Origin of the sequence: Paenibacillus sp. FSL F4-0243 (genome assembly GCF_037963295.1) — a bacterium.
In the GTDB taxonomy this organism is placed as follows: Bacteria; Bacillota; Bacilli; order Paenibacillales; family Paenibacillaceae; genus Paenibacillus_AQ.
On the sequence record NZ_CP150151.1, the window covers coordinates 112,079 to 138,672 of the forward strand.

The following is a 26,594-nucleotide window of genomic DNA, read 5'->3' on the forward strand; positions in this document are numbered from 1 at the left end:
TTTACTGCAATTTTTAGTAAGGGAGGAAACGAATTGTTATTTACGGAAGAAGAACTGCGTGAGCAGATCAGCAAGCTGGAAGGTTGGAAGCTGGAAGAGAATACCATGGTGCGAAAATATATGTTCAGCCAATATATGAAGGGTATTGCTTTCGTTGATGAAGTAGCCACCATTTCAGAAGCCTTTGATCACCATCCACATATTACGATTGATTATAAGACAGTGACTTTACGACTGAAATCAAATGAGGAAGACGGTATTACAGCTCTAGATATTCGAGAGGCACATGAATTTAATGAAGCCTTTGAGAAAAATCGTTAGTGTCACCCAAACTCATAAATAAACGCCCGTGCGCAGATAGTGAACTATCTTCTGGCACGGGCGTTTTTAGTTGCTTAGGTAGTAGTTACTGTTACTTTTTCTCTGAGAGCCAGAGGGCGACGTTTGCAATCTCCTCAGGGGCTAGCTTTTCTTTAAAGGAAGGCATTTGACCGCGTCCTTTAGTGACTATACTGTAGATTTCTTCAGCATCATGCTGACCGCCTTCATTTTGAAGACTGGGTCCAACTCCACCTTGAAGCTGATCGCCGTGACAGGTGATACAGCTGGCTTTCACGGTTGCTTCGGCCTTTGCCGCATCCAATTGGACTTCCGGCATCGTCGGCTTATTCTGTTCAGCTACCTCTTCTTTACCTGGAAGTGTAAACATAAGTACTACCGCAAAGGCACAGGCGGCAAAAAACAAACCGCTCATGATCCATTTCTGCATCCCAGTTCGTCCCTTCTATGTAAGCTGCTCCCTACATTATAGCTCAAGGTGAAGCGTTATCATAGGGTTTGTGACAAAAAAATGAACGATAATGCCATCAAATCATTGAAAAATATGGAATTTAATATTATTTATCATAGACCATGCAATAAAAAGGTTTGTTTCCTGTGGGGGTTAGGCGTTCATACGTATCGGTAATCGTAAATCCACACTTTTGGTAAGTTCGGATCGCCCGCTGGTTCCAGGTCAATACCTCTAGATCAATCTCACGCTCAGGATAACGAAACAAGGCTGCTTGCACAATTGCATCCATGAATATTTTTCCTAGACCTTGACCGCATAGATCAGGGCGCATACCAATCCCCAAGCGAACAACACCTTCCATTGGAAACAACTGCGCGAATCCACACAAAATCCCTTGCCCATTTAGTATGGAAACATATTGCTCATTCCGTAGCTGAGGGTCACCGAACTCGATTCCAAGAGCCTGCATTTGCTCCCACGGCATCCAGCCGTAAATATTATAAGGGGCAGTGTAATCCCAGTTGCAAATCTCTTCCGCGTGACTGGTCTCCATAGGCGCTACATGAAAAGTAACAGAGGGATTTATCATAAGGTCAAGGACCTCCTTTCACGGGGGGACTTTAAATGTCTTATATTTCTAGCTTTAAATACTTATGGTCCTTATAAGGACATCGAAGGCGTTTATGCTTGTAACTAATTATATACAAAAAAAGGCATGGTCGACTCAGAAATTTATGAGGATTATTGTTTTACAAATTCTGAGAGGGGTAAATACTAAATAAGACAAAAAACAAGCTCCTCCCCAAGAATCAACATCTTGGAAAAGAGCCTATGTACGATTTACTTATTGAACATCATCATTATCTTCTGTCTCAGAAGCAACAGAATGATAAGCATCTGTGCTCATAATTCGTTTAGCACCGATGTAGCGTTTCACGTAGTAGCTATCACTCAGGGAGCTAATCGTTACACCGCGTGAGGAAGATGCGTGTGCAAACTTGCCTTCACCGACATAAATACCGACATGGGAGACACCCTTACCACTTGTATTGAAGAATACAAGATCTCCAGATCTTAAATCATCTTGGGAGATAGCAGTACCCATTTGATACTGGGAACCTGATTGGTGTGGTAGATTTATACCAATTTTATCAAATACATACATTGTAAATCCGGAGCAATCAAATCCATTTGTGGAGATGCCGCCGGATACGTACTTAGTTCCGATGGTCTTGTCGATCACTTTATCCATTTTGGAATCCGCGAAAGCGCTTCCTGCTCCGATGGTGAAAATAATGGAAAAGCTAAGTACTGCTGCTGCTAGCTTCTTCTTCAAAAGTTTATACCCCTTCCGGATGCCTACGAGGTTAGCTTAAGGGTTCGGTTGAAGGTCCCCTATGACCCCTCTAAAAATGGAGGTCAATTCACCCAAAGTTGGTTCCCCCGTTTTCCTAATAGTTAGGAAACTCGGCTGATACTGTTGATTAGGAATAGCTTGTAATCAATACATGACAAAACCTTTGTAAATAACAACTTAATGATTACAAAAATGTTACTAAAATCTTACTGCAGTTATTGTAACAAACAGAGTGCCGCTTGGCAATCGTTTTTAACATAATCATGCAGAAAAATTCGTTTTTTTAAAGACAAAATGCATATGTAAGCGATAATATTAAACTAATTTTTATATTTATTGAAATTTTTATCAAATAAAAGTGTTTAAAGTCCGTTCAAGAGGTGTAAAGAATATAATAAGGCAAAAGAAAACCTGGATTCGATTAAGTCAATAATCAAACCCAGGTCTATATAATGTAATTGTGAGGTTATAGTTGTGGGGAAGTATTAATCGTAGGCTATAGCTTGATATGAGGAAGTACTCATTACTCTTTTAGCACCAACGTAGCGATTGGCCCAGTAGGATTGGCTAAGTGAAGTGATGGTCACGCCATATGAAGATGATGATTGTGCGAATTTTCCGTTTCCAACATAAATGCCGACATGGGATACGCCGTTGCCCAATGTGTTAAAGAAAACTAGGTCACCTGAACGTAATTTACTTTTAGCTACAGGAGTTCCGACATTATATTGAGCTTTTGAAGTACGGGGCAAAGAAAGACCCACCTTCTTGAATACATACGTAGTAAATCCAGAACAGTCAAACCCGGCAGTGCTAGTGCCTCCGGTTTTATAGGCAACTCCAATTGTCTTTGAAATAACACTGTCCATCTTAGAATCTGCAAAGGCACTTCCTCCACCAATAGAGAACGCCATCACAAGTCCTAGCGCCGCAGCGACGCATGCTTTTCTTAAATTCTTCAAAAAAATTGTACCCCTTCCAATGCCTGTGAGGTTAGCTTAAGGATTCGGTAGAAGGTTCCCCTATGATCACTGCAAAGCGAGATCAATTCACCCAAAATATGGTTCCCCCACTTCCCGGTGCAAGGAATTCGGCGTTTTATGCACCAGATAGTGACTTATCGACATGACTACGACAAATACATGAAGTTATGTAGAAATCGTTTCAAATGATTACAAACTTGTTACCAATGGAACAGGACTTATTGTAACAAAGTCTTTACGATTTTGCAAATCCTCATAATTTGTCTATAACGCGAAAGAGTCCCAGCTCCTGATTCAGGAACCGGGACTCTTATATTATGTTCTGTAATGCTTCAAATTATTGTGGAAATGCTTTACTGTGCCATAGATGATATTGAGCTGAAATTCCCCACATTTTGAAGAGTGTTGAGGGCAGTGATGAAAGTTGACGAATAAGAAGTGCTGGTAGGCCAGGACAGAAGATACCCGTTATTCCGCACACTAGCAAAAGGATCAGGCCTGCTGCACCAAGTATGATTGAAATTCCTATTGCCGGAATCAGCGACTTCAAGCAAATGAATAAGGAGGAGAACATCCCCGTGCCGCTGGTATACCCAAACTGCATATATAGAAGGAACAGGCGCACGATAAAGATGTATATAAGCCATGCCAATACGTATGGAACTAGATGAAGTAACAAAGAGTAGTTCAGAAAGGAGGACAAGAATAGCCCGTACATTTTTGGAGCAAGCCAGTATAACGGAAGTAGAGCCAGCGCCCATTCGATTAGACTGAAGATAAACACTGGAAATCCATAAAGCTTCATACCTGGAAAAAAGAACAGGCCACGCTCTCCTTTTCGCTCCTGATGGAGTTCATGCAGTAATCCTGCCCTTATGAAGGGGGAGAGTAGCAGTCGTAAGACAACAAGCCCTAGGAACATCCATAACCAAGTACGTATCGCAGGATCTGTGTTCAAGTTGAACTGCCCTTCGACATAATAGAGTAGTCTGCCCATTCCGCTGCCTCCAGCGTCTTTATCTGGATAACGCAGTAGAATTGGAACGATAGCAGACCGGATGAAGCCGTACATAAAGTAGCCCCAGAGCAGTCGGTAGATGAAGAGCAGAATCAGAATATAAAATTGCTCCTTCATGCTTTGCCAGCCGCGGGTTATCGATGTTCTCACAATCATTCACCTCACCAGACAAGAGTTCCGAGCACGGTTTCAACTAGTTTAGTTACACTTAATGTCCAGCGGGAGAGCGTTTTCGGCTCTATTTCCGCCAGTCTGAAGTTATTAAGATGCTTGTTTTCTAACAGAATGGTATGCTCAGGATCAACCTCAGCAGAGAGCAGAAGCTTATCGCTTAACAATTGGAAGGTAGTCTCTGCTCCTTCACCGCTCCAGACCCGCTCTGTAGCAGAGCCATCGGCGAATGTGAATTTAATGGGAACGTCAACGTAATGGCTCCCTTTGTTTGTAATCTTTACTATGGATTCATAGCTCTGAGCATCGCTGTTGCCATTCTTTTTAATCGTAATCGTATCTACTGAGAAATCAGGAGCACCACCACCATAAATATAATCTTCGAAATAAGGCTGCCATGATTTTTTGGTTACCTTCTCAATGACTTTTTGAAAATCAGACGTAGTGGGGTGCTGGAAACGGAATTTACGTGCGTAAGTGGACATGATGCTGTTCATTGCCTTAGTGCCTACTTGGCGTTCAATATCCTTAAGTACTAGCTTTCCGCGAATATACACATTCCGGCTATAGGATTCTGCCCCGGCATATTTCCATGTTTCTAAATTTAGCGGCTCTGATTTGGTCACCAAGCTGGACTGAAGAGGGAGATTCGTTTTGATGCCATATTCTTGCTCCATGAGTCTGTCTTCAGCATAAGAAGTGAAGCTTTCATCTAGCCAAGCCTCTTCGAATTCATTGCTGGCTACCATGCCGTAAAAGTATTGATGGCCAATTTCATGAACGACGGTTCTTTCAAGTGAGGTGTCAGGAGAAGAGTCTGTGGCTCCAAACGCTGTAATGAGTGTTGGATACTCCATTCCTCCAGCCCCATTCCCCTCCTTAGGCGGAACGATAATAGACAGAGTCGAGTAGGGATAAGGACCATACCATTTGCTGAAGTAGGTCAGAGCTGCCTTAGCGGCCTGAAGGTATCGTTCCTTTAAGTCTTTGTGTAATGGATCGAGATACACCTTAATCCGTACACCAGGCACTTCTGGCGTAGAGAAGGCTTCTTCGGCTACTGTAAAATCAGGGGATGCCGCCCACGCAAAGTCATGGACATCGTCAGCGTAGAACTGATATATTTTTTGATCTTGCTTTAGCTTGGCATTCTTCACAGGAAATCCGGTCGCAGCTACCGTGTAGTCGGAAGGAACCGCAATCGTTACATTAAAGATGCCAAAATCGCTGTAAAACTCAGAGGTGCCGTGATACTGATGCAAATCCCAGCCTTCCTCCTTAACCCCACGTGTGCCCATAGGCTCGTATACACTAAGTTTAGGGAACCATTGCCCAGCCATCACGAAATTGCCTGATGCGCCCATACGGGCAAAAATTTTGGGGAGCTGGACCTCGTACTGGAGTTTAAGCGTGACACTTTCTCCACCATTAACCGGCTGTGGGAGATGTACCTTTAGGAGTGTCTTATCGTTGACGTTACCATCATCGGGTTGTACAAATTGCACTCTTTGCATTAGTGATGTTCCTTCTGTTGTGCGCAAATCGGTTAAAGTCATACTTCCGAAGCCGTTCTCTGGCATGGTGTCACCTCTGAGCGTTCCCCCGGACTCCTTCATAAAGGTAGTATCTGATGAAGCAAAAGCATTTGGATACATATGAAAATATAGATCACTTACCGGTTTTACACCGGGGTGTGTCCAGGTTACCGTCTCAGAAGCGATTAAGGTTTCTGTATCAGGAACAAGCTGAACATCGATGTGATACTCGACAACTCGTTGACTTAATGCCTCTTCTGCTGGAACGGGGGCGCTTTCAGGCAGTGTCTGTTGTGGTGCAGCTGCAGGAGCTATGCCGCTTGAGGACTTGGCCTCTTTTGAAACAAAGCTAGTAACAGAAGATGTGGAGTTATCCCCCGAATAGACCCATATGCCTCCTAATAGCACGAGGGTGGCCAGGGTCGCAAAGATGATGATGTACCTTAATGACAGTGACTTCATAGTGTGATTCCTCCCGTGACAAGCATCTACGGGATGTATATGTTTGCAATCGCCGCATTATTAGCTAAAATTAAATTATTCGTAAGAGGAAGGGTGTGCACTCGTGGACAACATACAACCGGAGGGCAAGAAACAGATTGCCTTAAATATTGTGAATGCCAAAAGTAAACATAAAGGCTTTGGAGCGGGCTCTATAGAGCTCAATAACGTATCGCCTGTCATTATTGATGGCGGTGAAGCAGTCATTGATATTGGTGCCATGCATGCCAAGAGTAAGGTTGAAAAGGGGATTAAATTCTCCATGAACCGTGAAGATGTACCTAATGGTAGACAGGTTTGGGTAGTATGGGTAGCAGTGGACCGTACACAGGATAGTCAATTCTATGGTGGAATAACGGCCTGCGAAATGTGGATCGATACGGAAGCACGTCGCGGTTGGAAAATTCTCGCCGAGCATGTCAATAAGTTGGATGCTGCTCTAAAACGTAAAATCGATGTGGGAGGGCTTGGCGCAGTTGGAAAAGCTGCCCTCAAATCCCTCTTGATCTCTCATAATGAGGCATGGTGGACTGCGTCCTCCGATGAGCTTAAGGCTGCACTGACCGAGTAGGAACGAATTATCCGGTCAAGGTTACCTGATACAGAAAAAAGGCTTCGACATCCTGAAATAGGAGAGTCGAAGCCTTTTTGAATTTAACACAATGAATTAGTTTACGATTTGCCTGCCGTACTAAGTTTGCGTTTGAGTTGACTTACTCTGGCTTGACTGATCCCAAGAATTTCAGCAAGCTCTTTCTGATTGGCATATGGATGTTCTTCTATGGCCCGCTCCAGGCGTTGGCACATATCCTCTGTCTTCGTCTTCCGGATCGTGCTGCTGTGTTCTGACACTTCGCCTGCAAAATCTTGGCGCGCCTCAGGCACTTGAGACATGCGTTCAGGGTCGGCAATTTCTTTTAGACAGCTACTGCAAATAAATTGCTCTTTATAGTAGGTGACATGGTCGTGGCTTCTGCAAAACGTACATTCTGTCGAGGTGTACTTCCTGAGTATGATGGTGTTATCGTTTAATATAAAAAATTCGATAGGATCACCAATGTCGATATTACGAGTCATACGGATTTCTGCGGGAACCACAATTCTCCCAAGACTGTCTAAACTCCGGATCATGCCTGTATCCTTCATCCCATGTCCCTCATTTACATCTTTATATTTTGGTTGCTACTAACTATTATAGCAGTAATTGTGAGTTAAGAGAATGGGGTGAATATAATTAATGAAGCGGTTACATCCTTTGTGGGAGAAGTGAAAATCGAGTTTGGCCATCCTATGGATTCTACAATAAATAAGTAATAAAAAAGAAAAACCTCTTCAATTAATGAAGAGGTTAATTCAACCACCAGCGTTTAATATTGTTCCACAGGGAACGACTTTCTTCAGCAGGATCTACTTTGCTTTGTACATCATCGACAGCGGGAGCTTTGCCATGTTGATCACAGTATTCGGTGGGCTCAGTTCCACTAATGAAAGTCTCCAGTTCTTTTTCGGGACAGGCTGCTGTAGCTAGCTTACCGGATTGCGGATTGATGTATACACTGACTACGCCATCTGGAATGGGAAAAATCTTAGGCGGGATATTTTCCAACGCTTTTTCAGTAAACTCCGCGAAAATTGGAGCTGCCCGTCGGCCATCGGTAGTTGTGATGTCTCGCCCCTTGTCATATCCAACCCAAACTGCAGTGGACAGCTCGGGGGTGAAGCCTACCATCCAGCCGTCTGTATCCGTAGTTCCAGTCTTGCCGGCTACCGGACGTTTGATTATAGAAGCTACACGGTTTCCTGTCCCCCCAGTCTCAAATACTCCCTCCATTAAACGGGTCAACACATAGGCGGCAGAAGGCTCTACAATGGCTTCACCCTTTGGCTGTGGTGCTTCATACAGCACCATACCATTGGAATCCGTTATTTTTAGAATGGCTGTGGTTGGCATTTTCTGACCACTGTTTCCAATAACAGCGAATGCCGCAGCCATTTCTAGCGGACTGATCGGTGAGGTACCGAGTGCCAGTGACGGCACGCTTTGAAGCGGACTATCAATGCCCATCTTGCCTGCCATCTCGCTCACCTTATCTGCGCCGATCTTCATGATCGTATTCACAGCATAGATATTGTCGGATGCTGCAATGGCTTGTCGCATATTGATTTCGCCCAGATACTTATCCCCGAAGTTCCGAGGCTGGTAGGTTTTGCGATTGTTATCATAATGGAACATCGTTGGCTGGCTTTTGAAAACGGAAAGACTAGTCATCTCTTTAGAAGAGAGTGCTGCTAAATACATGATCGGCTTAAAGGACGAGCCAGGCTGACGTGTGGTGGCTAGAGCATGATTGTATTGGTTGGTACGATAATTTTTTCCGCCGACCATAGCTTTAATGTAGCCAGTGCGAGGATCGATGGAAACAAGGGCGGTCTCCAGATCACTCTTTTGATCCATCTCTTTGTCGACTGCTTGTTCTGCGGCATGCTGCATGTCAGGGTCCAGGGTGGTGTAAACATTTAGTCCCCCTTGTTCCAACTCATCACTGCTGATGTTAAGAGATTCTGTGGCCAGATTGCGAATATAATCTCTGAAATAGGGTGCAACCACAGTGGTATCCTTCTGGCCTTGTGGTTTTAAGTTCAAGTCCTCCTGAACAGCTTGTCCCGCTTCTTCTTGTGTGATTTCTCCTAAATTAGCCATGACAGTCAAAATGATTTTTTGTCGTTTTTTAGCGTTGTCTAAATGATTGTACGGCGAATAATAGGTTGGTCCTTTTGGAATCCCAGCTAGCATGGTACTCTCTGCCAAGTCTAAGTCTGCTGCAGATTTACCAAAATACATTTGAGAGGCTGCTTCAATGCCATAGGCACCATGGCCATAGTAAATGTTATTTAAATACATGTTCAAGATTTCATCTTTGCTGTATTTCATCTCGAGCTGCATCGTATACAAGGCTTCTTTAGCTTTACGCGTCCACGTCTTCTCGTGGGATAGATAAAGATTTCTCGCGAGCTGCTGAGTTAGCGTGCTAGCCCCCTGCGTTCGGTTTCCCTCTTCCAGATTGACGAGCACTGCCCGAGCCATCCCCTTCATGTCAAATCCGGAATGCTCGTAAAACTTACGGTCCTCGACGGCTAGTGTGGCTTCAATGAGCAGGGGAGAAATTTGACTTAATTTGACCGGTTCACGGCTACGCCCGTCTGAGGTAAAGGTGGCAAGAATATTGCCTCTGGAGTCGAGTAGCTTGGAGCGCACATCGTCGCCAATGGGAGGGAGATCTTTTTGGTATAGGTAACCGAGCAGAGCTCCCGTGGTCAGTAGAAACAATATAATCATGGCTACCAGCAGCCGGAATAAACGGCGGAAGCGGCTTTTTCGTTTGGGTGGACTCGTTGATTCACGTGACATGACACCAGACTCCCTTCTCCTTGTATTATGGGAAAGGAACTGGAAGGATATTCATTGTATAACTAGGTGATCTGTTAAAGGGACTATCACCGGAGGAGATTTAAATAGGAGATGACAAACTGTTTCCATTTTGTGACTATTCAATGGTGGATCATGCGTGCTTCAGGAGGTATAAAAGAGTAGAGATTGAAAGCGAGGGTATATATACAATAGGAGGTGTCATTATGAACTGGACGAAAAAGATTCACAGATCGACAATAACCGCCCTTTCGGCGACGCTAATAATGGTTTCAGGCTGGGGTGCATCAGCTTCTTCTGTACATGCTGCGGCATCGGCTACACCAGCGGCGTGCGGCACTGGAGATCATGGGCTACTACAGTCTCTGCAAAACAAGCATTCAGGAGACGTATCCACACCGCTTACCTTTTCTGATGTTCAGTTTCTGAATGGAGATATCGGACGGGCAGCAGGCAATGGATTTATGATTGGTACTTCTGATGGAGGCTGCAATTTTCAAGAAATTTATGAAGGGCAATGGAGCTTTAAACAGATTGATTTTCCCGATAACGTGCATGGTTTTGCCCTTGCTTCTGTAGAAGACGGTCAAGCTCGATATTTAATCAGTACCTCTAATGGCGGCTCAGAATGGAAAAGACTTTCGAATAAAGCTGTTAGCTTTGAAAGAATCGATTTTTTCGACAGTAAGATTGGTTTCGGGTATAACAGGGCATCAACGTATTACACCAAGGACGGGGGACTTAGCTGGAGTAAGATTTCAACCCCATCCAATACACGTGGTGCTTATTTCAGTGATCGTAATACCGGCTGGGCTGTTGTAACTGTGCCTGGAACCGGCTACCGAATAATGAAGACTACAGATGGTGGGAAAACTTGGAGTTTATCGTTGAAGGCAGCCTTTTCTGATCCTGAGTATGGCCAAATCACCGCGAAGGGAGATCAAGTTGATGTGGTTCTCTTTGGCGGCTCAGGGATGAGTCAAACCTCATACTCCCTATATACAAGTACGAATAAGGGGAAAAGCTGGAATAGAGTGATCGCCCAGGAAACTGCTGGGGGTGGACCTTCCCCGGGTAGTGGAAAAGCTGTAGTAAATAAAGGGCCTGCGTCTGGCAGACCGGGAAATTTGGAGCTGATAGGGAACAATACGACCTTCTTGGTGGGTTATTCCGACGCAGCAGAAAAAGTAGCGGTAGGACGCACATATAACGGTGGCAAGCAGTGGACCAATCTTCCGGCGATTGCTGGGTATGCAGGAGTAATCTCGTTCACTAGTAATAAAGAAGGCTGGCTAGCCGTTCGCGAACGCGATTATTCATCGTTATATGTAACTAAAGATGGCGGCGCTTCTTGGCAACTTAGATTTTCGTTGAAAATTTTGTCCTTGTAACAGGCGGGTTAGTAAAGGTAGCGAGCATAGCTTTTAGTTTTCTAAACGGTTCCTAAGGGAACCGTTTTTTTTGTGATTATGAAGTTGGTTGCACTTGTGTACAGTTTTACTACATGTTCCAAGTGTGCTTTTATCCATCAATATGGTAAAATTTTATGAGCTAAGCTAGATCTACTGGATTCTGAGATTGAAATGCTTCTTTGAACTGGATATAGTGTACAATGGGAAAGCGAATAGGCCTTTGAATGAATATAAAAATGTTTAAGTTTTACGACAGGCGTTTTTCTTATGCAAATTGCAGAGGCTTGCAGAATGGAGGAACGTGTGATGCCCGAACTACAGTCTAACAAATATGACGTCTCTATTACGCTCGTGAGCCTTCAAGATGGTCAGCGGAATGTTATGAAAGCGAATGGAGAGGTAGTATCCAAAGGACCGCATCTATATATTCAATATGAAGAGTTAGAGCAAGGCCCTCGAGGAGAGGAAATTTCTGTTCGTACAACAATAAAGATTGCAGGCAATCAGCTAAAGTTAATCCGCCACGGTGGGATACAGTCGGAACAGAGCTTTCAATCCGGACGGCGTCTGCCGGGATTCTATCGTTCACCATATACACAGTTTAATCTTTCTACAGAAACGAACAAGCTGGACGTGGTGCGCGAAGGGCGCTCCCTAACGGTTGCATGGGAATATGATTTGTACGTATACGAGGAATTGTCAGGAAAGTTTGCTATTAGTTTGCATATACAGGAGGAACCGAAATTATGACACAGAGAAAGAATCCGTTGGAGCTAGTGAATGAACGGGTAAAAGAAGCCGTTGCCGATGCAATTGTAAATGCAGGAATTGTTGCACCGGAAGAGGTTCCGGATATCGTACTGGAAGTACCAAGAGATAAGGCACACGGTGATTTGGCTACGAACGCTGCTATGCAGCTGACCAAAATCGCAAAACGTAACCCGCGCCAGATTGCTGAGGCAATTATAGAACATTTGGATACAAGCAGCGCTTCTATTGAAAAAGCTGAGATTGCCGGACCAGGCTTTATTAACTTTACGTTGTCCAAGAATTATTTGTACCCAATTATCAGCCTTGTTGCTGAGCAGGGTGATGATTATGGCCGTATTAACATCGGTCAAGGTCAGAAGGTTGAAATGGAGTTCGTCAGCGCTAATCCAACGGGTAGCCTTCATTTAGGACATGCTCGTGGTGCTGCTGTCGGCGATGCGCTTTGCAACGTACTCGATTATGCAGGCTATCAGGTGACACGGGAATATTATATTAATGATGCCGGTAACCAGGTGGTCAACCTGTGCAAATCCATTGAAACTCGTTACCTGCAGGAGCTGGGCCAAGAAGCAGAAATGCCTGAAGACGGTTACCATGGCGAGGATATTAAGGGATTTGCTAAAGAGCTTGTGGCTGAAAAGGGTGATACACTACTCGAAATGAGCCCGAGTGACCGCGCAGCTTTTTTCCGGACTTATGGACTTAATAAAGAGCTCGATAAAATCAAACGTGATTTGGGACTATTCCGCGTAAACTTCGATATCTGGTTCAGTGAGACCTCCCTGTACGAGAACGGAGAAGTGTTACGCTCGCTAGACGAGCTTCGTGATCGTGGAGAAGTTTATGAGCAGGATGGGGCAACCTGGCTGCAAACGACTAAGTATGGCGATGATAAAGACCGCGTTCTGATTAAGAACGATGGCACATACACCTACCTTACACCGGACATTGCATATCACAGCGATAAGTATGGCCGTGGTTACGATAAAATGATCAACATTTGGGGTGCGGATCATCATGGCTATATTCCGCGGATGAAAGCGGCGATGTCAGCACTTGGCAATGATCCTGAGAAGCTAGTGGTTCTGATTGCTCAGATGGTCAGCCTGTTCCAGAATGGTGAAAAGGTTAAAATGTCGAAACGTACCGGCAAAGCGGTTACGATGGAAGATTTGATGGAAGAAGTAGGAATCGATGCGATTCGTTATTTCTTCACCATGCGTAGCATGGATTCCCATCTCGATTTCGATATGGACTTGGCGATCTCTACTTCTAATGAGAACCCTGTATTCTACGTTCAATATGCGCATGCGCGTATCTGCAGCATCTTCCGTCAGGCAGAGGAGCAAGGGATCTCCATTCCTGATTACGCTGAGATTGACTTCTCCAAGCTGACAGCAGTGCATGAATATGACCTGCTGCGCAAAATTGGTGAGCTCCCAGCAGAAATTGCTGTTGCGGCTGAAGGTTATGCTCCACATCGCCTCATCCGTTATGTATATGAGCTGGCTGCGATGTTCCACAGTTATTACAAAGCTGAACGTGTAATCACTGAGGATGCCGCTCAAACCGTGGCACGACTTGCACTGCTTGGTGCTGCGCGTACCACCATTGCTAATGTCCTGCGTCTTGTTGGTGTTTCCGCACCGGATCGCATGTAATTCAACATCAAACGACAAAAAATCCGCCTTCCGGTTCCCTGGGAGGCGGATTCTATTTTGTGCCGTTCTTCGCACCGGCACAAGCTGCGCTCACGTCAGAGTGACCCACCCGGTGCCCGGGCAGGGTCTATACGTTCGCGGATACCGCCCGCTTGGCCCTCACTCCTGCTTTCAGCAGGCGTAGGGCATCGGCAGCGCCGCCGCCAAGGGATGCGCGTCGCTGCCCCTTGCGCAGCCGCACCGGGGACGCGGTGCGGCGCAAGAGCAGCTTCAGCTCCCTTGGCGAGAGCCCCGGTCGCACCGAGAGCAGCAGTGCAGCGGCTCCCGTGACATGAGAGGTCGCCATGGAGGTGCCGCTCATCTCTTTGTAGCCCTCCTTCAGCCAACAGGAGGTCACGCCTTCGCCGGGACCATAGACATCGATATAAGAACCGCGGTTGCTGAAGCCGGCAACACGATGTCTTTTATCGATGGCGCCCACGGCAATCGTCTCAGGATAACGTGCGGGATAGTCCCCGCCACGTTTGCCGTCATTGCCGGAGGAGGCGATGATAGCGATTCCGGCTCGGTACGCTTTAATAACCACATTGTGAAGCGCTTTGCTTCTAGTTTTCATTCCGAAGCTCATATTGATGATATCTATTTTGTTCTGCACACACCAATCAATACCCAGCACAATATCAGACACATAGGCTGATCCACTATGATCAAAAGCCTTGACTGGATATAGTAGTGCCCGTGGTGCTACACCCATCATCCCACGATTTCCCCCTGCTGCCGCTAAGGTCCCGGCGATATGAGTTCCGTGACCGTTATCATCCAGCGGCAACATTCCGCGGTGTAGTAGGTTGACCCCTGAGGCTAATGAATGCTTCAGATCGGGATGGCGGTAATCAGCTCCTGTATCGATTACGCCGATTTTGACGTGAACTCCAGTTGATTTGGACCATGCCTGAGGAGCATGAATGGCTTTTACTCCCCAAGGGAGTGTAGCGGTTCCGCTTTTTTCGTTAGCTATAGAATGGATTTGTATTTGTAGATCCTCTTCGACATTTAGGAGATCTGCAAATCGGTTCATTAGTTTTCCAGCTCCGGCAGCAGGCACAAAAAAGGCCCGAATCAGCGGAGATACCTGCACTTGCCGCAGCTCAGGCTGCTTCGCTTTCAGCGCCTTCCATTGTGTAAAAGCTCCGGTATACTGGCGGGGATCATTGAAGGTAAGAATACGCCGCTCACCATTGTTGGGGGCAACCGATATTTCTTCAAGAAGCATGTGCCAAAATTTGTAATAGTCCATAGGTTTCGCTGTCCCCTCCTCGGTGCCCTGCTGCCATATTGTATGAGTGGAAGAGGGGGTCCGAATGGGAACTTGCCCTTTTTTAACGAAATGGGCTGCCCATCGTGTCAAAAGACGGCGCTTTACATAAAATAGACAGAAGAGATTAACACTCTCTTTGTAACATCACGTAAGGAGCCGATCCTTGGCGTGGATACAGTCATGCGCGGAGGGTTTCCTCCGCCTTTTTTTATTTAAAAGGAATTATATGTTTCACACGGGTACATATGTTATGGGCTTATCCTTCTTCAAGATGGAGACAGGTTTCTGCTATGGATAACAGCCTGAAGGCTCTTTCTGTCAGCTGTTACCGCTTTTGACTTGCAATTTGTTGTCAAATAGGTTTTACTTAGTTTTGTTAATGGATATTATTGAAATAAACCGTAATGTGAACAATGCGTGAGAGGAAGTGTCCTTTAGTGAGTACGCCACTCAATTTAAAGCTAGACCCTGAGAAAGTTAAAGAAATGCCGATGGTGGATTTGGCCTTTCTAGTGCTTAAGGCAGCCAATACACCGTATTATTACCGTGATCTGATGGTCGAGGTAGCCAAGTTGCGCGGCATGACCGATCAACAAAGCCAAGATACTATTGCCCAGTTATATACCGAGATTAACATTGATGGGCGTTTTGCCTGTGTCGGAACCAACCTTTGGGGATTGAAACGCTGGTATCCTCTAGAGCGCTCTGATGATCCGGTTGGTAACACCAAACGCGTGCGTATCATCAACGATGAAGACGATGATTTGGAAGATGACGACTTTGCTGAAGAAGAAGAAAACTACGCTGCTGAAGAAGAGGATTTCGACGCTATTGACGAAGATCGCGACGACCTCTATTCCGACGACGACAGCGAAGAAGAAGTCGACGAAGATGTCGTGATCGATGAAGATGACATAGACGAAGATGACTCAGATGAAGACGATGCAGAAGATGACTCAGATGAAGACGATGCAGAAGCTGACAAGTAAGATAAATAATTTCAAAGAGTCTTGCTGATGGTATAATTCCTCCCTTGACAGTGGGGGAACGTCAGAGTAAACTATTGCATGGGCTTATCATGTAAGTTAATAAACGCGTTTCTTAAAATAAAAAGTGCCCCGGTTCTACGGGTGTCACTTTTTTGTTTTTTTAGATGCAAAGTAGCTGTAGTTTTATGTAATTTGCGGGACAACGTTTTATGTTTTCCCCGGTGAATCAAACTTTTGATTTCCCCTGTTTTGATGATAGTAAAACGGGTTACGATAAACACCATGCGCCGCTTTTATGTCTGGACTTTATTTAGGAGGGTTTTACAGTGACAAAGTATATTTTTGTAACGGGTGGCGTTGTGTCTTCCCTGGGCAAGGGCATTACCGCCGCTTCGCTGGGCAGGCTGCTCAAAAACAGAGGTCTAAAGGTAACGATTCAGAAATTTGATCCGTATCTTAACGTAGACCCTGGAACGATGAGTCCTTATCAGCACGGTGAAGTATTCGTAACCGATGACGGTGCGGAGACTGACCTTGACCTTGGACACTATGAACGGTTTATTGATATTAATCTGTCAAAGAACAACAATGTGACGACAGGTAAGATCTATTCATCCGTAATCAGCAAGGAACGTCGTGGAGAGTATTTGGGCGGAACTGTACAAGTTATCCCACACATTACGAATGAGATCAAAGAACGCGTGTTCCGTGCAGGCCGCGAGACCAACTCTGATGTTGTAATCACAGAGATTGGTGGAACCGTAGGTGATATTGAAAGTCTTCCGTTCCTGGAAGCCATTCGTCAGATCAAGAGTGATATCGGACGGGAAAATGTGATGTATATCCACGTAACCTTGATTCCTTATATCAAGGCTGCTGGAGAAGTGAAGACAAAGCCGACACAACACAGTGTTAAAGAGCTGCGCAGTATCGGTATTCAACCGAATGTCATCGTGTGCCGTACGGAATATGAGCTTTCCGCAGATATGAAAGCGAAGATCGCACTCTTTTGCGATATTGATGCTAATGCTGTTGTGGAATGCCGCGATGCTTCAACGTTGTATGAAGTTCCATTGAATCTTCGTGATGAAGGATTGGACGAGATTGTTGTTAATCATTTGAAGCTTACAACACCTGCACCAGATATGCGTGAATGGGAAAGTATGCTTGAACGGATTCAGAAGCTTGAAAAAACAGTGGAAATTGCGATTGTTGGCAAGTACGTAGCCCTGCATGACGCTTATTTGAGCGTTGTTGAATCACTTTCACACGCAGGCTTTGCTGCTAATGCAGAGGTTAAGATTCGCTGGGTGAATGCAGAGGAAATTACGGATGAGAACGTGGACGAAATGCTGCGTGGTATTGGTGGTATTCTTGTTCCTGGTGGTTTCGGTGATCGGGGAATTGAAGGTAAAATCTCCGCGATTCGTTATGCCCGTGAGAAATTGATACCTTTCTTCGGAATTTGCTTAGGTATGCAAGTTTCCGTAATCGAATATGGCCGTTCTGTTCTAGGTCTACAAGGTGCGAATAGCTCCGAAATCGATCCGAACACACCATATCCACTGATCGATCTGCTTCCTGAGCAGAAGGATATTGAAGATATGGGCGGTACTATGCGTCTTGGCTTGTATCCTTGTAAGATTGCTGAGGGTTCCCTGGCAATGTCTTGCTACGATGATGAACTGGTTTATGAGCGTCACCGTCACCGGTATGAGTTCAACAATACGTACCGTGATGAGATTGAAAAAGCAGGTCTGGTTATTTCCGGAACCTCTCCAGATGGCCGTTTAGTTGAGATCGTAGAGCTTCCGGGACATCCTTGGTTCTTGTCGGTTCAATTCCATCCGGAATTCACTTCACGTCCGAACCGTCCACAACCGTTGTTCCGTGATTTCGTCAAAGCTTCTTTGACTCATTCCGAACAGCAGTAATTTTGTAAATATAATCGGAACCTGCGGGTTCTGTATCAAACCTGAAGAGCCTCCCATGGGAGGCTCTTTTTTTTAACTATTCGAAAGTATAAGTTGTTCATCTATTCTTTATGTCTAATATTTTTCGCTTAAACGCTTACCGTCCTTATAGGGACGCCGAAGGTGTTTATGCCTGTTTGTCCATTTTGAAGAGCTCCGTAAATGACATCACTGTAATTCAGACTCTTTATTTACCCATTTTATCCAATTAGCAGGATTTGAGCAGTGAAGCACGAATAATAGGTTTCGTATGGGTTAGTTTCTGAAGGGGCCGTTAGCTGTGGAGAGCGCGGTATAGTCAATCTGGCTTAATCTCTGGGAGGGTATTATATGGAAAAAAAGAAAGTGTTAATTGTCGATGATCAGAATGGGATTCGGATTCTTCTTATGGAAGTGTTCAATAGCGAAGGATATACGACATTTCAAGCAGCTAACGGAAAATTGGCCTTAGACATTGTTCGCAGTGAGTCTCCTGACTTGGTTTTGCTCGATATGAAAATACCGGGAATGGATGGACTCGAGATTTTGAAGCATCTGAAGGAACTAAATCCATCCATTAAGGTCATAATGATGACCGCTTATGGAGAGCTGGATATGATTAAGGAAGCAACCAAGCTAGGCGCATTGATGCATTTCACAAAGCCATTTGACATCGATGAAATGCGGGTAGCGGTCAATATGCATCTTCATAATAAGTCTGTAGATCAATGCAGTTAAAGTGATATTTTCTGTATCGATTCTATTTGGTTATGGTGATTATAAACAGTTTGAGTGCAAATGCTATACGGGCTGGATAAAAATCGTCCCACCGGGACATTTTTTTGTTTATCCTATTTAGTATTTGACTCAGGATGTGTTATAATAAGCCTGTATGTGATGTCGGTTTAAAAACATAGCCAACCAACATTCTTAGGAGGATGAAACCATGCCATTAGTATCTATGACAGACATGTTGAACAAAGCACTTGAAGGAAAATACGCAGTAGGTCAGTACAACATTAACAACTTGGAGTGGACACAAGCTATTCTTGGTGCCGCTGAACAAGAGAAATCACCAGTAATCCTTGGTGTATCCGAAGGCGCAGCACGTCACATGGGCGGCTTCACTACTGTTGTTAAAATGGTAGAAGGTCTAATTATCGATATGAATATCACAGTTCCTGTAGCGATCCACCTTGACCATGGATCTAGCTTTGATAAATGTAAAGCAGCAATTGATGCTGGATTTACATCCGTAATGATCGACGGTTCCCACCACCCAATCGATGAGAACATTGATATGACTAAAAAAGTCGTTGAATATGCTCACGCTAAAGGTGTTTCTGTAGAAGCAGAAGTAGGTACTGTTGGTGGACAAGAAGACGACGTTATCGGCGGCATCATGTATGCTAAGCTTGATGAGTGCGTACGTATTGTTAAAGAAACAGGTATCGACACTTTGGCTCCTGCACTAGGTTCCGTTCATGGACCTTACCATGGCGAGCCTAACCTCGGATTTAAAGAAATGGAAGAAATCCGCGACGCTACTAACATCCCAATGGTTCTTCATGGTGGTACAGGTATTCCTGAACATGACATCAAGAAAGCTATCTCCTTGGGTACTTCCAAAATCAACGTAAACACTGAGAACCAAATCGTGTTCGCAAAAGTTGTTCGCGAAGTTCTAGCTGCTAAACCTGATGCTTACGATCCACGTACATTCATCGCACCAGGTCGCGATGCGATCAAAGAAACCGTTATCGGTAAAATCCGCGAATTTGGATCCAACAACAAAGCCTAATCATTGTTAGCTTCCGCCACAGGTGGACAAGCAATTTGTAAAGGGCAGGGTGTAGCTCTGCCCAGTTGAATAGTTTGATGAGGAAAGCACACCGCTTAGCCGGTGTCTTTCCATTTTCATCACTAAAAGTCCACAGCACGTATTGCCCACACAGCTGCAATACACGTAGGGGGAAATTGATAAATCTATGGAAAAATTAATGATTGGCGGTGGACGTCCGCTAGAGGGCGTTGTAACCATCAGTGGAGCAAAGAATAGTGCTATTGCACTTATTCCTGCGGCGATTTTGGCCGAATCTGAAGTTGTTCTTGATAATTTACCGTCCCTTAGTGATGTAGCCGTTTACTCCGAAATCTTGCAAGAGCTTGGCGCAAGTGTATCTTGGTCAGGCAACCAGATGAAAATTGATCCTTCGCGTATTGTATCTATACCTATGCCTAATGGTCCGGTTAAGAAACTTCGAGCTTCGTATTATATGATGGGAGCTCTACTTGGAAGATTCAAAGAAGCGACAATAGGTCTACCCGGTGGTTGTAACTTCGAACCTCGTCCAATCGATCAGCATATCAAAGGATTCGAGGCACTGGGAGCAACAGTTACCAACGAACATGGTTCTATCCACTTATATGCTAAAGAGCTACGCGGTGCGAAGATTTATTTAGACGTATCAAGCGTAGGTGCCACTATTAACATCATGCTTGCGGCTTCACGTGCCAAAGGCTCCACAATTATTGAAAATGCGGCTAAAGAGCCTGAGATTATAGATGTAGCAACCCTATTGAACTCTATGGGCGCTGTTATTAAAGGCGCCGGTACAGAAACCATCAGAATCGAAGGGGTATCGGAGATGCACGGTTGCCGTCACTCCATTATTCCCGATCGGATTCAAGCAGGAACTTATATGATTGCCGCTGCGGCTACGCGTGGTAATGTGTTGATAGATAACGTTATTCCTAAGCACTTGGAAGCTTTAACGGCCAAGCTTTTAGAGATGGGCGTTGAGATTGAAGAGCTTGACGAAAGTATTCGCGTTATAGGTAGAGCTAAATATGAGCACGCAGATGTCAAAGCGTTGACCTATCCTGGCTTTCCTACAGATTTACAATCTCCTATGACAAGTATGTTGACACAGGCGGAAGGTGTTAGTGTGCTTAGCGATTTCGTCTACAGCAACCGTTTTAAACATGTGCCAGAATTGGTACGGATGGGCGCGAAAATACGCGTTGAAGGCCGTTCTGCAATTATTGAGGGTGGTAAGCTTAACGCTGCAAAGGTGAAAGCGACTGATTTACGGGCAGGCGCTGCTCTTGTCATTGCTGGATTGACAGTAGGGGATGGGATCACCGAGGTGACCGGCGTAGAATATATTGACCGTGGTTATGATAATTTAGTGAGCAACCTTCGACAACTTGGTGCTCATGTTTGGCGTGAGAACGAATAAAATTAGGATATCCCGTTTGGAAGGAGGTTTATTTGCTTATTTACCGCATATATCCTTCCAAATTGGGTATTAATATCCTAATGGGCATTTTAATAGACTCATCATTTTGCCTAGTAGATAGACTAGGGCGAACTCATTTAAAAATTGAATAGGTGGTTATTACATGGATCTTCAAATTTCCGATTTGGAAGAAATGAAGCTGACCGAGTTGTATAAGCTGGCCAAGAAATACCAGATCCCTTATTACGGACAGCTGAAGAAACGGGAACTGATCTTTGCGATCCTTCGGGCACAGGCAGAGCAAAGCGGTCTTATGTTTATGGAAGGCGTACTGGAAATTCTACCCGAGGGTTATGGATTTCTAAGGCCGATTAACTATTTGCCTAGCGCTGAAGATATTTATATCTCAGCCTCACAAATTCGGAAGTTTGATCTCAGAAGCGGAGATCTTGTATCTGGGAAATGCCGGACGCCGAAAGAAAATGAACGATATTTTGGCCTGCTTCAAGTCAATGCCGTTAATGGCGAGAACCCTGCTAGCGCAGCGGAGCGACTACATTTTCCAGCATTAACACCACTTTATCCGCAAGACAAGCTACCGCTTGAAACATCCCCTACTCATTTGTCTACCCGAATAATGGATTTGCTCGCTCCTGTAGGTTTGGGGCAGCGGGGTTTGATTGTAGCACCTCCTAAAGCAGGAAAAACGCTCCTCTTGAAAGAAATTGCCAATAGTATTTCCACTAATAATCCTGAGATTGAACTCTTTGTATTGCTAATAGATGAGCGTCCCGAAGAAGTAACTGATATGCAGCGTTCAGTAAAAGGCGAAGTGGTTGCATCGACGTTTGATGAGCTTCCAGAGAATCATATTAAAGTGGCCGAACTTGTGTTGCAAAGAGCTCTTCGTTTAGTTGAGCACAAGAAGGATGTAGTTATTCTTTTAGACAGCATTACCCGTCTTGCACGTGCGTATAATCTTGTGGTTCCACCATCTGGACGCACGCTTAGTGGGGGGATTGACCCAGCAGCCTTTCATCGGCCGAAACGGTTTTTTGGCTCTGCACGGAATGTAGAAGAGGGCGGTTCACTGACTATTTTAGCAACTGCTTTAATTGATACCGGATCACGTATGGATGATATTATTTATGAAGAGTTTAAGGGTACTGGTAATATGGAGCTTCATTTGGACCGAAAATTGGCGGAACGCCGTATATTCCCTGCTATTGATATTCGTCGTTCAGGTACACGTCGTGAAGAAGTGCTCTTGAGCAAAGAAGAGCTTGATACGATCTGGGCGATTCGCAAAAATATGAATGAATCCTACGATTTTGTGGAGGGATTCATCAAAAAGCTGCGTGATACAAAGACTAATGCTGAATTCTTAGCATCATTTGACGTTGCGGGAGCTAAACAATCGCCAAATGGAACTGCAAGTAGCGGAGGAACTTCCAACAGTGGTACGGCTGCTCGTCGCACAACACGGGCAAAGACTTCTTCAGTGCCTACAACTTGAGAATTGATAATAAGAGGAGACTAACATGTATTTGGTATATGCCGACGGGCAAGGAAACGTATATGATCATCCAGAACTGTACGGGTTAGCCCGTAGTGGAGATATGATCGTTGAAATGTTGGAGGAAGAGTTGATACCGCTGCCTGAAGGCGCTACTCTTGTGGGCTTGCCTAGTACGCGGGCTGTGGGTATGGATCCTGAGACAGGTGAAATGATGGCGTTGCCGGATGGCTCACAGGCTGTAGGCGCGCTGCTGCCTCAGGGCTATACTCGCTTGTGTCTTCCTGGGTATGTAAAGACAGATAAGTCTTACAAGCTTCCTCTGTTTGGGTATTCGGCTGTAGTGTGGAAGGATGGCGGGTTCTATGTTGCGGCAGATCCAACCGATAATCCGGAGAAGTGGAACCCACTGAACTGTGATAAACAGGATCTTGAGGTAAGTGTTGGCGAGTTGACTGCCAAATATCCTGATAACCGTCTCTATGAGCATCTTTCTAACTGTGCGCTTGGTTATGAATGCCTGACTTCCTCCAACACCTTCTTAGGGCGCTGGGAGGGCGGTGTGCCTGTCTCTTATTCATGTAATGCTGGATGTTTTGGCTGTATTTCTGAGCAACCTGATGATAGTGGTTTTGTGTCTCCGCAGACTCGTATGAATTTCCGACCAACGGTTAATGAAATTTCACAAGTTATGTTGGAGCACTTGAAGACGCCTGAATCGATTATCAGTTTTGGACAAGGCTGTGAAGGTGAGCCTTCTACGCAGGCAAAACTTATTATAGAAGCAATCCGTGAAGTGCGCTCGATTACTGACATGGGCTACATTAATATCAACACCAATGCTGGCTTAAGCGATCATATTCGTGGAATCGTCGATGCTGGGCTGGATTTGATGCGTGTCAGCACGATTAGTGCTCTAGATGATCATTACAATGCTTATTACAAACCACGTGGCTACACATTGGCTAATGTAGAGAAGTCTTTGAAATATGCTGCCTCGCAAGGTGTTTACACATCGATCAACTATCTGATTTTCCCTGGAGTAACTGATCGCGAAGAAGAGATTGAGGCGATGGTGGAGTTTGTAAGACGTACGGATCTGAAGCTTATTCAGATGCGTAATCTGAACATTGATCCAGAGAGTTATCTGGAGTTAATTCCTCCTGCTAAGGGTGAAATTCTCGGCATGAAGACAATGCTGGAAATTTTCCGGGACGAATTGCCGGATGTTGTTATTGGTTCTTACACACATGTACCACCAGCAAATATGGCTCGGGTAAAGCAACGGCAACTCAACATTTAATAGATTAAATGTACCAATGAATTACCAATGAAACATATTGATCAATTGAATTTTTCGTGCTAAAATACCACAGTGTAATCATATAACTCTGGGTCCGCATGAGGCTTAGGGCATGAGAGGTGAAATTCAAAATGCAAGCAGCAATTCAACCAAAGTATAACTTAACTAAGGTAACCTGCGCATGTGGCAACTCTTTCGAAGCTGGCTCTGTTAAACAAGAGCTTCGTGTTGAAATTTGCTCCAGCTGCCATCCTTTCTTCACTGGCAAGCAGAAGTTCCTGGATGCCGGCGGTCGCGTTGATAAATTCAAGAAGAAATACGGTATCTAATTGGAATAGCCGCTTAGCGGCTTAATGGTTAGATCGAGCTCCCAGCTTTCTCGCTGGGGGCTCATTTTATGTCTTGGAGTTGATTTTTATCCGGGCGTGAGCTATACTTATCTTCGCCGTGCTAGACGGGGAGGTAGCGGTGCCCTGTAACTCGCAATCCGCTGTAGCGAGGTTGAATTCCTGTTAGAGGTGCTATCGATGTGAGGCCTTGGTTCCTACGGGCTGTGTTGACGGTTGGGTCCTCCGCAATGAGTGCTTATGAACCTGGTCAGGTCCGGAAGGAAGCAGCCATAAGTAAGTTTACTCTTGTGCCGGAGGGTGGCCTAGCCCGAGCAGTCATGTAGGGTTGCCGCTTGGATCGTAGTCATCAATAACAGGTGCACGGTTTATAATTCTGTTTATAACAGCATCTTTGCCACAAGCAAAGATGCTTTTTGTTTTTGGTCAATAGCCGATGAATATAGTATAATAAATTTGCGACAAATGCCGGGAAAGAGGCAGCCTAAGAGAGGGTAATGCATAGTGGAACATATCGCGCTGTACCGTGCTTGGCGGCCGCAGTCGTTTCAAGACATGGTTGGACAACAGCACATTATCCAAACGCTGCAGAACGCAATTCGTGAACAGCGGGTTTCGCATGCCTATCTGTTCAGTGGTCCGCGGGGAACTGGTAAGACAAGTGCTGCTAAAGTCTTAGCGAAAGCGGTCAATTGTGAACGTGGGCCAGGTCCGGAGCCTTGCAACGAGTGTCCTTCCTGCTTGCGAATCACTGCGGGTAATGTGATGGATGTGCAGGAAATAGACGCGGCATCTAACCGGGGCGTAGAAGAGATTCGCGACCTCCGGGACAAGGTGAAATATGCACCTACCGAGGTGCGCCGTAAAGTGTATATTATTGATGAAGTGCATATGCTGACAACAGAAGCATTTAATGCGCTATTAAAGACATTGGAAGAACCGCCGTCACATGCAATGTTCATCCTTGCGACTACGGAACCTCATAAATTGCCAGCGACGATCATTTCTCGTTGTCAGCGTTTTGACTTCCGCAGAGTAGCTTTGGAAGAGCAGACAGCACATCTAAGTGCTATCTGTGAGAAGGAAGGGATTACAGCTGATGTTAACGCATTGCAGTATATTGCCCGCCTTTCTGATGGAGGTATGCGCGATGCAGTGAGTTTGCTGGATCAGATTTCATCTTTTACAGATGGCAAAGTTACGTACGAACAAGTCCTGGGGATGACCGGAGGGATACCCTCTGAGCAATTTGCACGTCTTGCCACTGCCATATTGGAAGGTGATATGGGTCTTCTGCTGGAGCTTGTTGAACAGCTTATGCATGAAGGTAAGAGTGCTGATAAATGTCTAGAGAATCTTATGTATTATTTCCGTGATTTATTGATGATTAAGATGGTACCTGGGGCCGATCAACTGACGGAGCGAGTGCTTAATCCCGCCGAGTTTAAAGATATGGCCACCGCATTTTCCCGGGATCGTCTGTTTCAGATCGTAGATACACTTAATAAGTACCTGGGTGAAATGAAATATGCTACTCATCCACAGACTTTGTTTGAAGTCGCGCTGATGAAGCTTTGTAGCTTGCAGCAAGAGGAAAGTGAGACCGCATCAGCTGCTCCGTTAGGTGCATTACAGGCTGGGTCAGGGGTGAATGCTCCTGCAGTCCACTCTGGTGAACTGGATCTGCTCAAGAGACAGATTACTGCGCTGGAGAAAAAGCTGGAGCAGGCATTGCAGGCCGGTGGTATTTCCGGAGGTGGGCGAGATGGTGCCTCTTCTGCGAAATCGAATCCGACTCCAAGTTCTGCGCCTAGAATCTCTGCAACCTCCAAAATGCCTCCAAATGTTGATAAGTTTATTGCTGGTAAGGATAGTCCTGATTTTGCAGCTATCTACAAACAGTGGAGTCTTGTCTTGCAAGGGGTAAAAGAGGAGAAGGTAACGGTTCATGCGTGGTTTGTAGACGGAGAACCTGTATCTGTAATGGACGATGCTGTGCTTGTTGCGTTTAAGAACACGATTCATCGTGATACAACGGAGAAGCCAGCAAACAGACAGGTCATTGAGAATGTGTTTGCAGCGCGTCTTGGTAAACCTTATAGACTGGTAACTATAATGCAGCGCGATTGGAACGAAGCCGCTCAGAAGTCAGTGGGACAGCCTAGCAAGGAAGAGTTGCGGCTAGAGCATGAACATGATACTGCAGATGCGAAATCTGAACCTTGGATTGATGAGGCTATCCAGCTTTTTGGAGAAGACCTTGTTGTCATAAAAGAGTAATGTAAGCATACTAGCGCA

23 protein-coding genes, 1 other RNA gene and 2 riboswitches are annotated in these 26,594 nt (G+C 45.1%); of the genes, 15 read left to right on the plus strand and 9 right to left on the minus strand.

Annotation, left to right across the window (positions count from 1 at the left end; translation table 11 throughout):
* The first annotated feature begins 33 nt into the window (after nucleotides 1-33).
* The gene (locus NSS87_RS00525; protein ID WP_042123209.1) at nucleotides 34-321 is read left to right on the plus strand and encodes a 4a-hydroxytetrahydrobiopterin dehydratase; all 288 of its coding nucleotides are present in this window, start codon (nucleotides 34-36) and stop codon (nucleotides 319-321) included.
* Nucleotides 322-412: 91 nt separating this feature from the next.
* Here the strand turns inward: NSS87_RS00525 and NSS87_RS00530 are convergent, their stop codons facing one another.
* From NSS87_RS00530 to NSS87_RS00555, 6 genes are all read right to left on the minus strand, one after another.
* Entirely contained in the window at nucleotides 413-769 is a 357-nt protein-coding gene (locus NSS87_RS00530) for a cytochrome c (RefSeq protein WP_042183950.1), read from the minus strand.
* Between the two features lie 127 nt (nucleotides 770-896).
* Nucleotides 897-1,382: a GNAT family N-acetyltransferase gene (locus tag NSS87_RS00535; RefSeq protein ID WP_339244216.1), complete on the minus strand. Its 486-nt coding sequence runs from the start codon at nucleotides 1,380-1,382 to the stop codon at nucleotides 897-899.
* A 255-nt stretch (nucleotides 1,383-1,637) separates the two neighbouring features.
* Nucleotides 1,638-2,129, minus strand: coding sequence for a C40 family peptidase (locus tag NSS87_RS00540; RefSeq protein WP_042183954.1), 492 nt, complete (start codon nucleotides 2,127-2,129; stop codon nucleotides 1,638-1,640).
* A 5-nt stretch (nucleotides 2,130-2,134) separates the two neighbouring features.
* A riboswitch (cyclic di-AMP (ydaO/yuaA leader) is annotated at nucleotides 2,135-2,276 on the minus strand.
* 359 nt (nucleotides 2,277-2,635) lie between these two features.
* Entirely contained in the window at nucleotides 2,636-3,064 is a 429-nt protein-coding gene (locus NSS87_RS00545; RefSeq protein ID WP_042193080.1) for a C40 family peptidase, read from the minus strand.
* 53 nt (nucleotides 3,065-3,117) lie between these two features.
* A riboswitch (cyclic di-AMP (ydaO/yuaA leader) is annotated at nucleotides 3,118-3,256 on the minus strand.
* Nucleotides 3,257-3,470: 214 nt separating this feature from the next.
* Nucleotides 3,471-4,301: a hypothetical protein gene (locus NSS87_RS00550; protein ID WP_042193082.1), complete on the minus strand. Its 831-nt coding sequence runs from the start codon at nucleotides 4,299-4,301 to the stop codon at nucleotides 3,471-3,473.
* An 11-nt stretch (nucleotides 4,302-4,312) separates the two neighbouring features.
* Entirely contained in the window at nucleotides 4,313-6,319 is a 2,007-nt protein-coding gene (locus NSS87_RS00555; protein WP_339244217.1) for a M1 family metallopeptidase, read from the minus strand.
* Nucleotides 6,320-6,422: 103 nt separating this feature from the next.
* On the opposite strand from NSS87_RS00555, the gene NSS87_RS00560 reads away from it, so the two are divergent.
* The gene (locus tag NSS87_RS00560) at nucleotides 6,423-6,929 is read left to right on the plus strand and encodes a YwhD family protein (protein WP_339244218.1); all 507 of its coding nucleotides are present in this window, start codon (nucleotides 6,423-6,425) and stop codon (nucleotides 6,927-6,929) included.
* Nucleotides 6,930-7,030: 101 nt separating this feature from the next.
* Here NSS87_RS00560 and NSS87_RS00565 read toward each other — a convergent pair whose 3' ends face one another.
* A complete protein-coding gene (locus tag NSS87_RS00565) occupies nucleotides 7,031-7,504 on the minus strand; it encodes an AbrB/MazE/SpoVT family DNA-binding domain-containing protein (RefSeq protein WP_076286897.1) in 474 nt (157 codons plus the stop codon).
* Nucleotides 7,505-7,706: 202 nt separating this feature from the next.
* Nucleotides 7,707-9,767, minus strand: coding sequence for a PBP1A family penicillin-binding protein (locus NSS87_RS00570; protein ID WP_339244219.1), 2,061 nt, complete (start codon nucleotides 9,765-9,767; stop codon nucleotides 7,707-7,709).
* 224 nt (nucleotides 9,768-9,991) lie between these two features.
* On the opposite strand from NSS87_RS00570, the gene NSS87_RS00575 reads away from it, so the two are divergent.
* From NSS87_RS00575 to argS, 3 genes are all read left to right on the plus strand, one after another.
* Nucleotides 9,992-11,176, plus strand: a complete 1,185-nt coding sequence (locus tag NSS87_RS00575) for a hypothetical protein (RefSeq protein WP_339244220.1) — start codon at nucleotides 9,992-9,994, stop codon at nucleotides 11,174-11,176.
* 327 nt (nucleotides 11,177-11,503) lie between these two features.
* Nucleotides 11,504-11,947 (plus strand): DUF1934 domain-containing protein, encoded by a 444-nt coding sequence (locus tag NSS87_RS00580; RefSeq protein ID WP_339248356.1) that lies wholly within the window; start codon nucleotides 11,504-11,506, stop codon nucleotides 11,945-11,947.
* Complete coding sequence (gene argS, locus NSS87_RS00585; protein WP_339244222.1) at nucleotides 11,944-13,629, plus strand: arginine--tRNA ligase; 1,686 nt, start codon at nucleotides 11,944-11,946, stop codon at nucleotides 13,627-13,629. Before NSS87_RS00580 ends, argS begins: the two co-directional genes overlap by 4 nt.
* Before the next feature lie 127 nt (nucleotides 13,630-13,756).
* Here argS and NSS87_RS00590 read toward each other — a convergent pair whose 3' ends face one another.
* Complete coding sequence (locus tag NSS87_RS00590) at nucleotides 13,757-14,926, minus strand: S8 family peptidase (RefSeq protein ID WP_339244224.1); 1,170 nt, start codon at nucleotides 14,924-14,926, stop codon at nucleotides 13,757-13,759.
* Between the two features lie 458 nt (nucleotides 14,927-15,384).
* Here NSS87_RS00590 and rpoE point away from each other — a divergent pair, with 458 nt between their 5' ends.
* The 10 genes from rpoE (at nucleotide 15,385) to dnaX (ending at nucleotide 26,576) form a co-directional block, all read left to right on the plus strand.
* On the plus strand, nucleotides 15,385-15,936 hold the full coding sequence (gene rpoE / locus NSS87_RS00595) for a DNA-directed RNA polymerase subunit delta (protein ID WP_042183972.1): 552 nt from the start codon (nucleotides 15,385-15,387) through the stop codon (nucleotides 15,934-15,936).
* A gap of 326 nt (nucleotides 15,937-16,262) precedes the next feature.
* Entirely contained in the window at nucleotides 16,263-17,870 is a 1,608-nt protein-coding gene (locus NSS87_RS00600; protein ID WP_042183974.1) for a CTP synthase, read from the plus strand.
* A gap of 369 nt (nucleotides 17,871-18,239) precedes the next feature.
* Nucleotides 18,240-18,626, plus strand: coding sequence for a response regulator (locus NSS87_RS00605; RefSeq protein ID WP_042123230.1), 387 nt, complete (start codon nucleotides 18,240-18,242; stop codon nucleotides 18,624-18,626).
* Nucleotides 18,627-18,834: 208 nt separating this feature from the next.
* Complete coding sequence (gene fba, locus NSS87_RS00610) at nucleotides 18,835-19,689, plus strand: class II fructose-1,6-bisphosphate aldolase (protein WP_036679934.1); 855 nt, start codon at nucleotides 18,835-18,837, stop codon at nucleotides 19,687-19,689.
* A 187-nt stretch (nucleotides 19,690-19,876) separates the two neighbouring features.
* Nucleotides 19,877-21,130: a UDP-N-acetylglucosamine 1-carboxyvinyltransferase gene (locus tag NSS87_RS00615; protein WP_042183976.1), complete on the plus strand. Its 1,254-nt coding sequence runs from the start codon at nucleotides 19,877-19,879 to the stop codon at nucleotides 21,128-21,130.
* Between the two features lie 163 nt (nucleotides 21,131-21,293).
* Nucleotides 21,294-22,646, plus strand: a complete 1,353-nt coding sequence (gene rho / locus NSS87_RS00620; protein ID WP_042123234.1) for a transcription termination factor Rho — start codon at nucleotides 21,294-21,296, stop codon at nucleotides 22,644-22,646.
* A 25-nt stretch (nucleotides 22,647-22,671) separates the two neighbouring features.
* Nucleotides 22,672-23,949: a radical SAM protein gene (locus NSS87_RS00625; RefSeq protein WP_042183978.1), complete on the plus strand. Its 1,278-nt coding sequence runs from the start codon at nucleotides 22,672-22,674 to the stop codon at nucleotides 23,947-23,949.
* A gap of 131 nt (nucleotides 23,950-24,080) precedes the next feature.
* A complete protein-coding gene (rpmE, locus tag NSS87_RS00630) occupies nucleotides 24,081-24,278 on the plus strand; it encodes a 50S ribosomal protein L31 (RefSeq protein WP_042123239.1) in 198 nt (65 codons plus the stop codon).
* 116 nt (nucleotides 24,279-24,394) lie between these two features.
* An RNA gene (gene ffs / locus NSS87_RS00635) (signal recognition particle sRNA large type) lies at nucleotides 24,395-24,663 on the plus strand.
* Nucleotides 24,664-24,800: 137 nt separating this feature from the next.
* A complete protein-coding gene (gene dnaX, locus NSS87_RS00640; protein ID WP_339244228.1) occupies nucleotides 24,801-26,576 on the plus strand; it encodes a DNA polymerase III subunit gamma/tau in 1,776 nt (591 codons plus the stop codon).
* The last annotated feature ends 18 nt before the right edge of the window (nucleotides 26,577-26,594 follow it).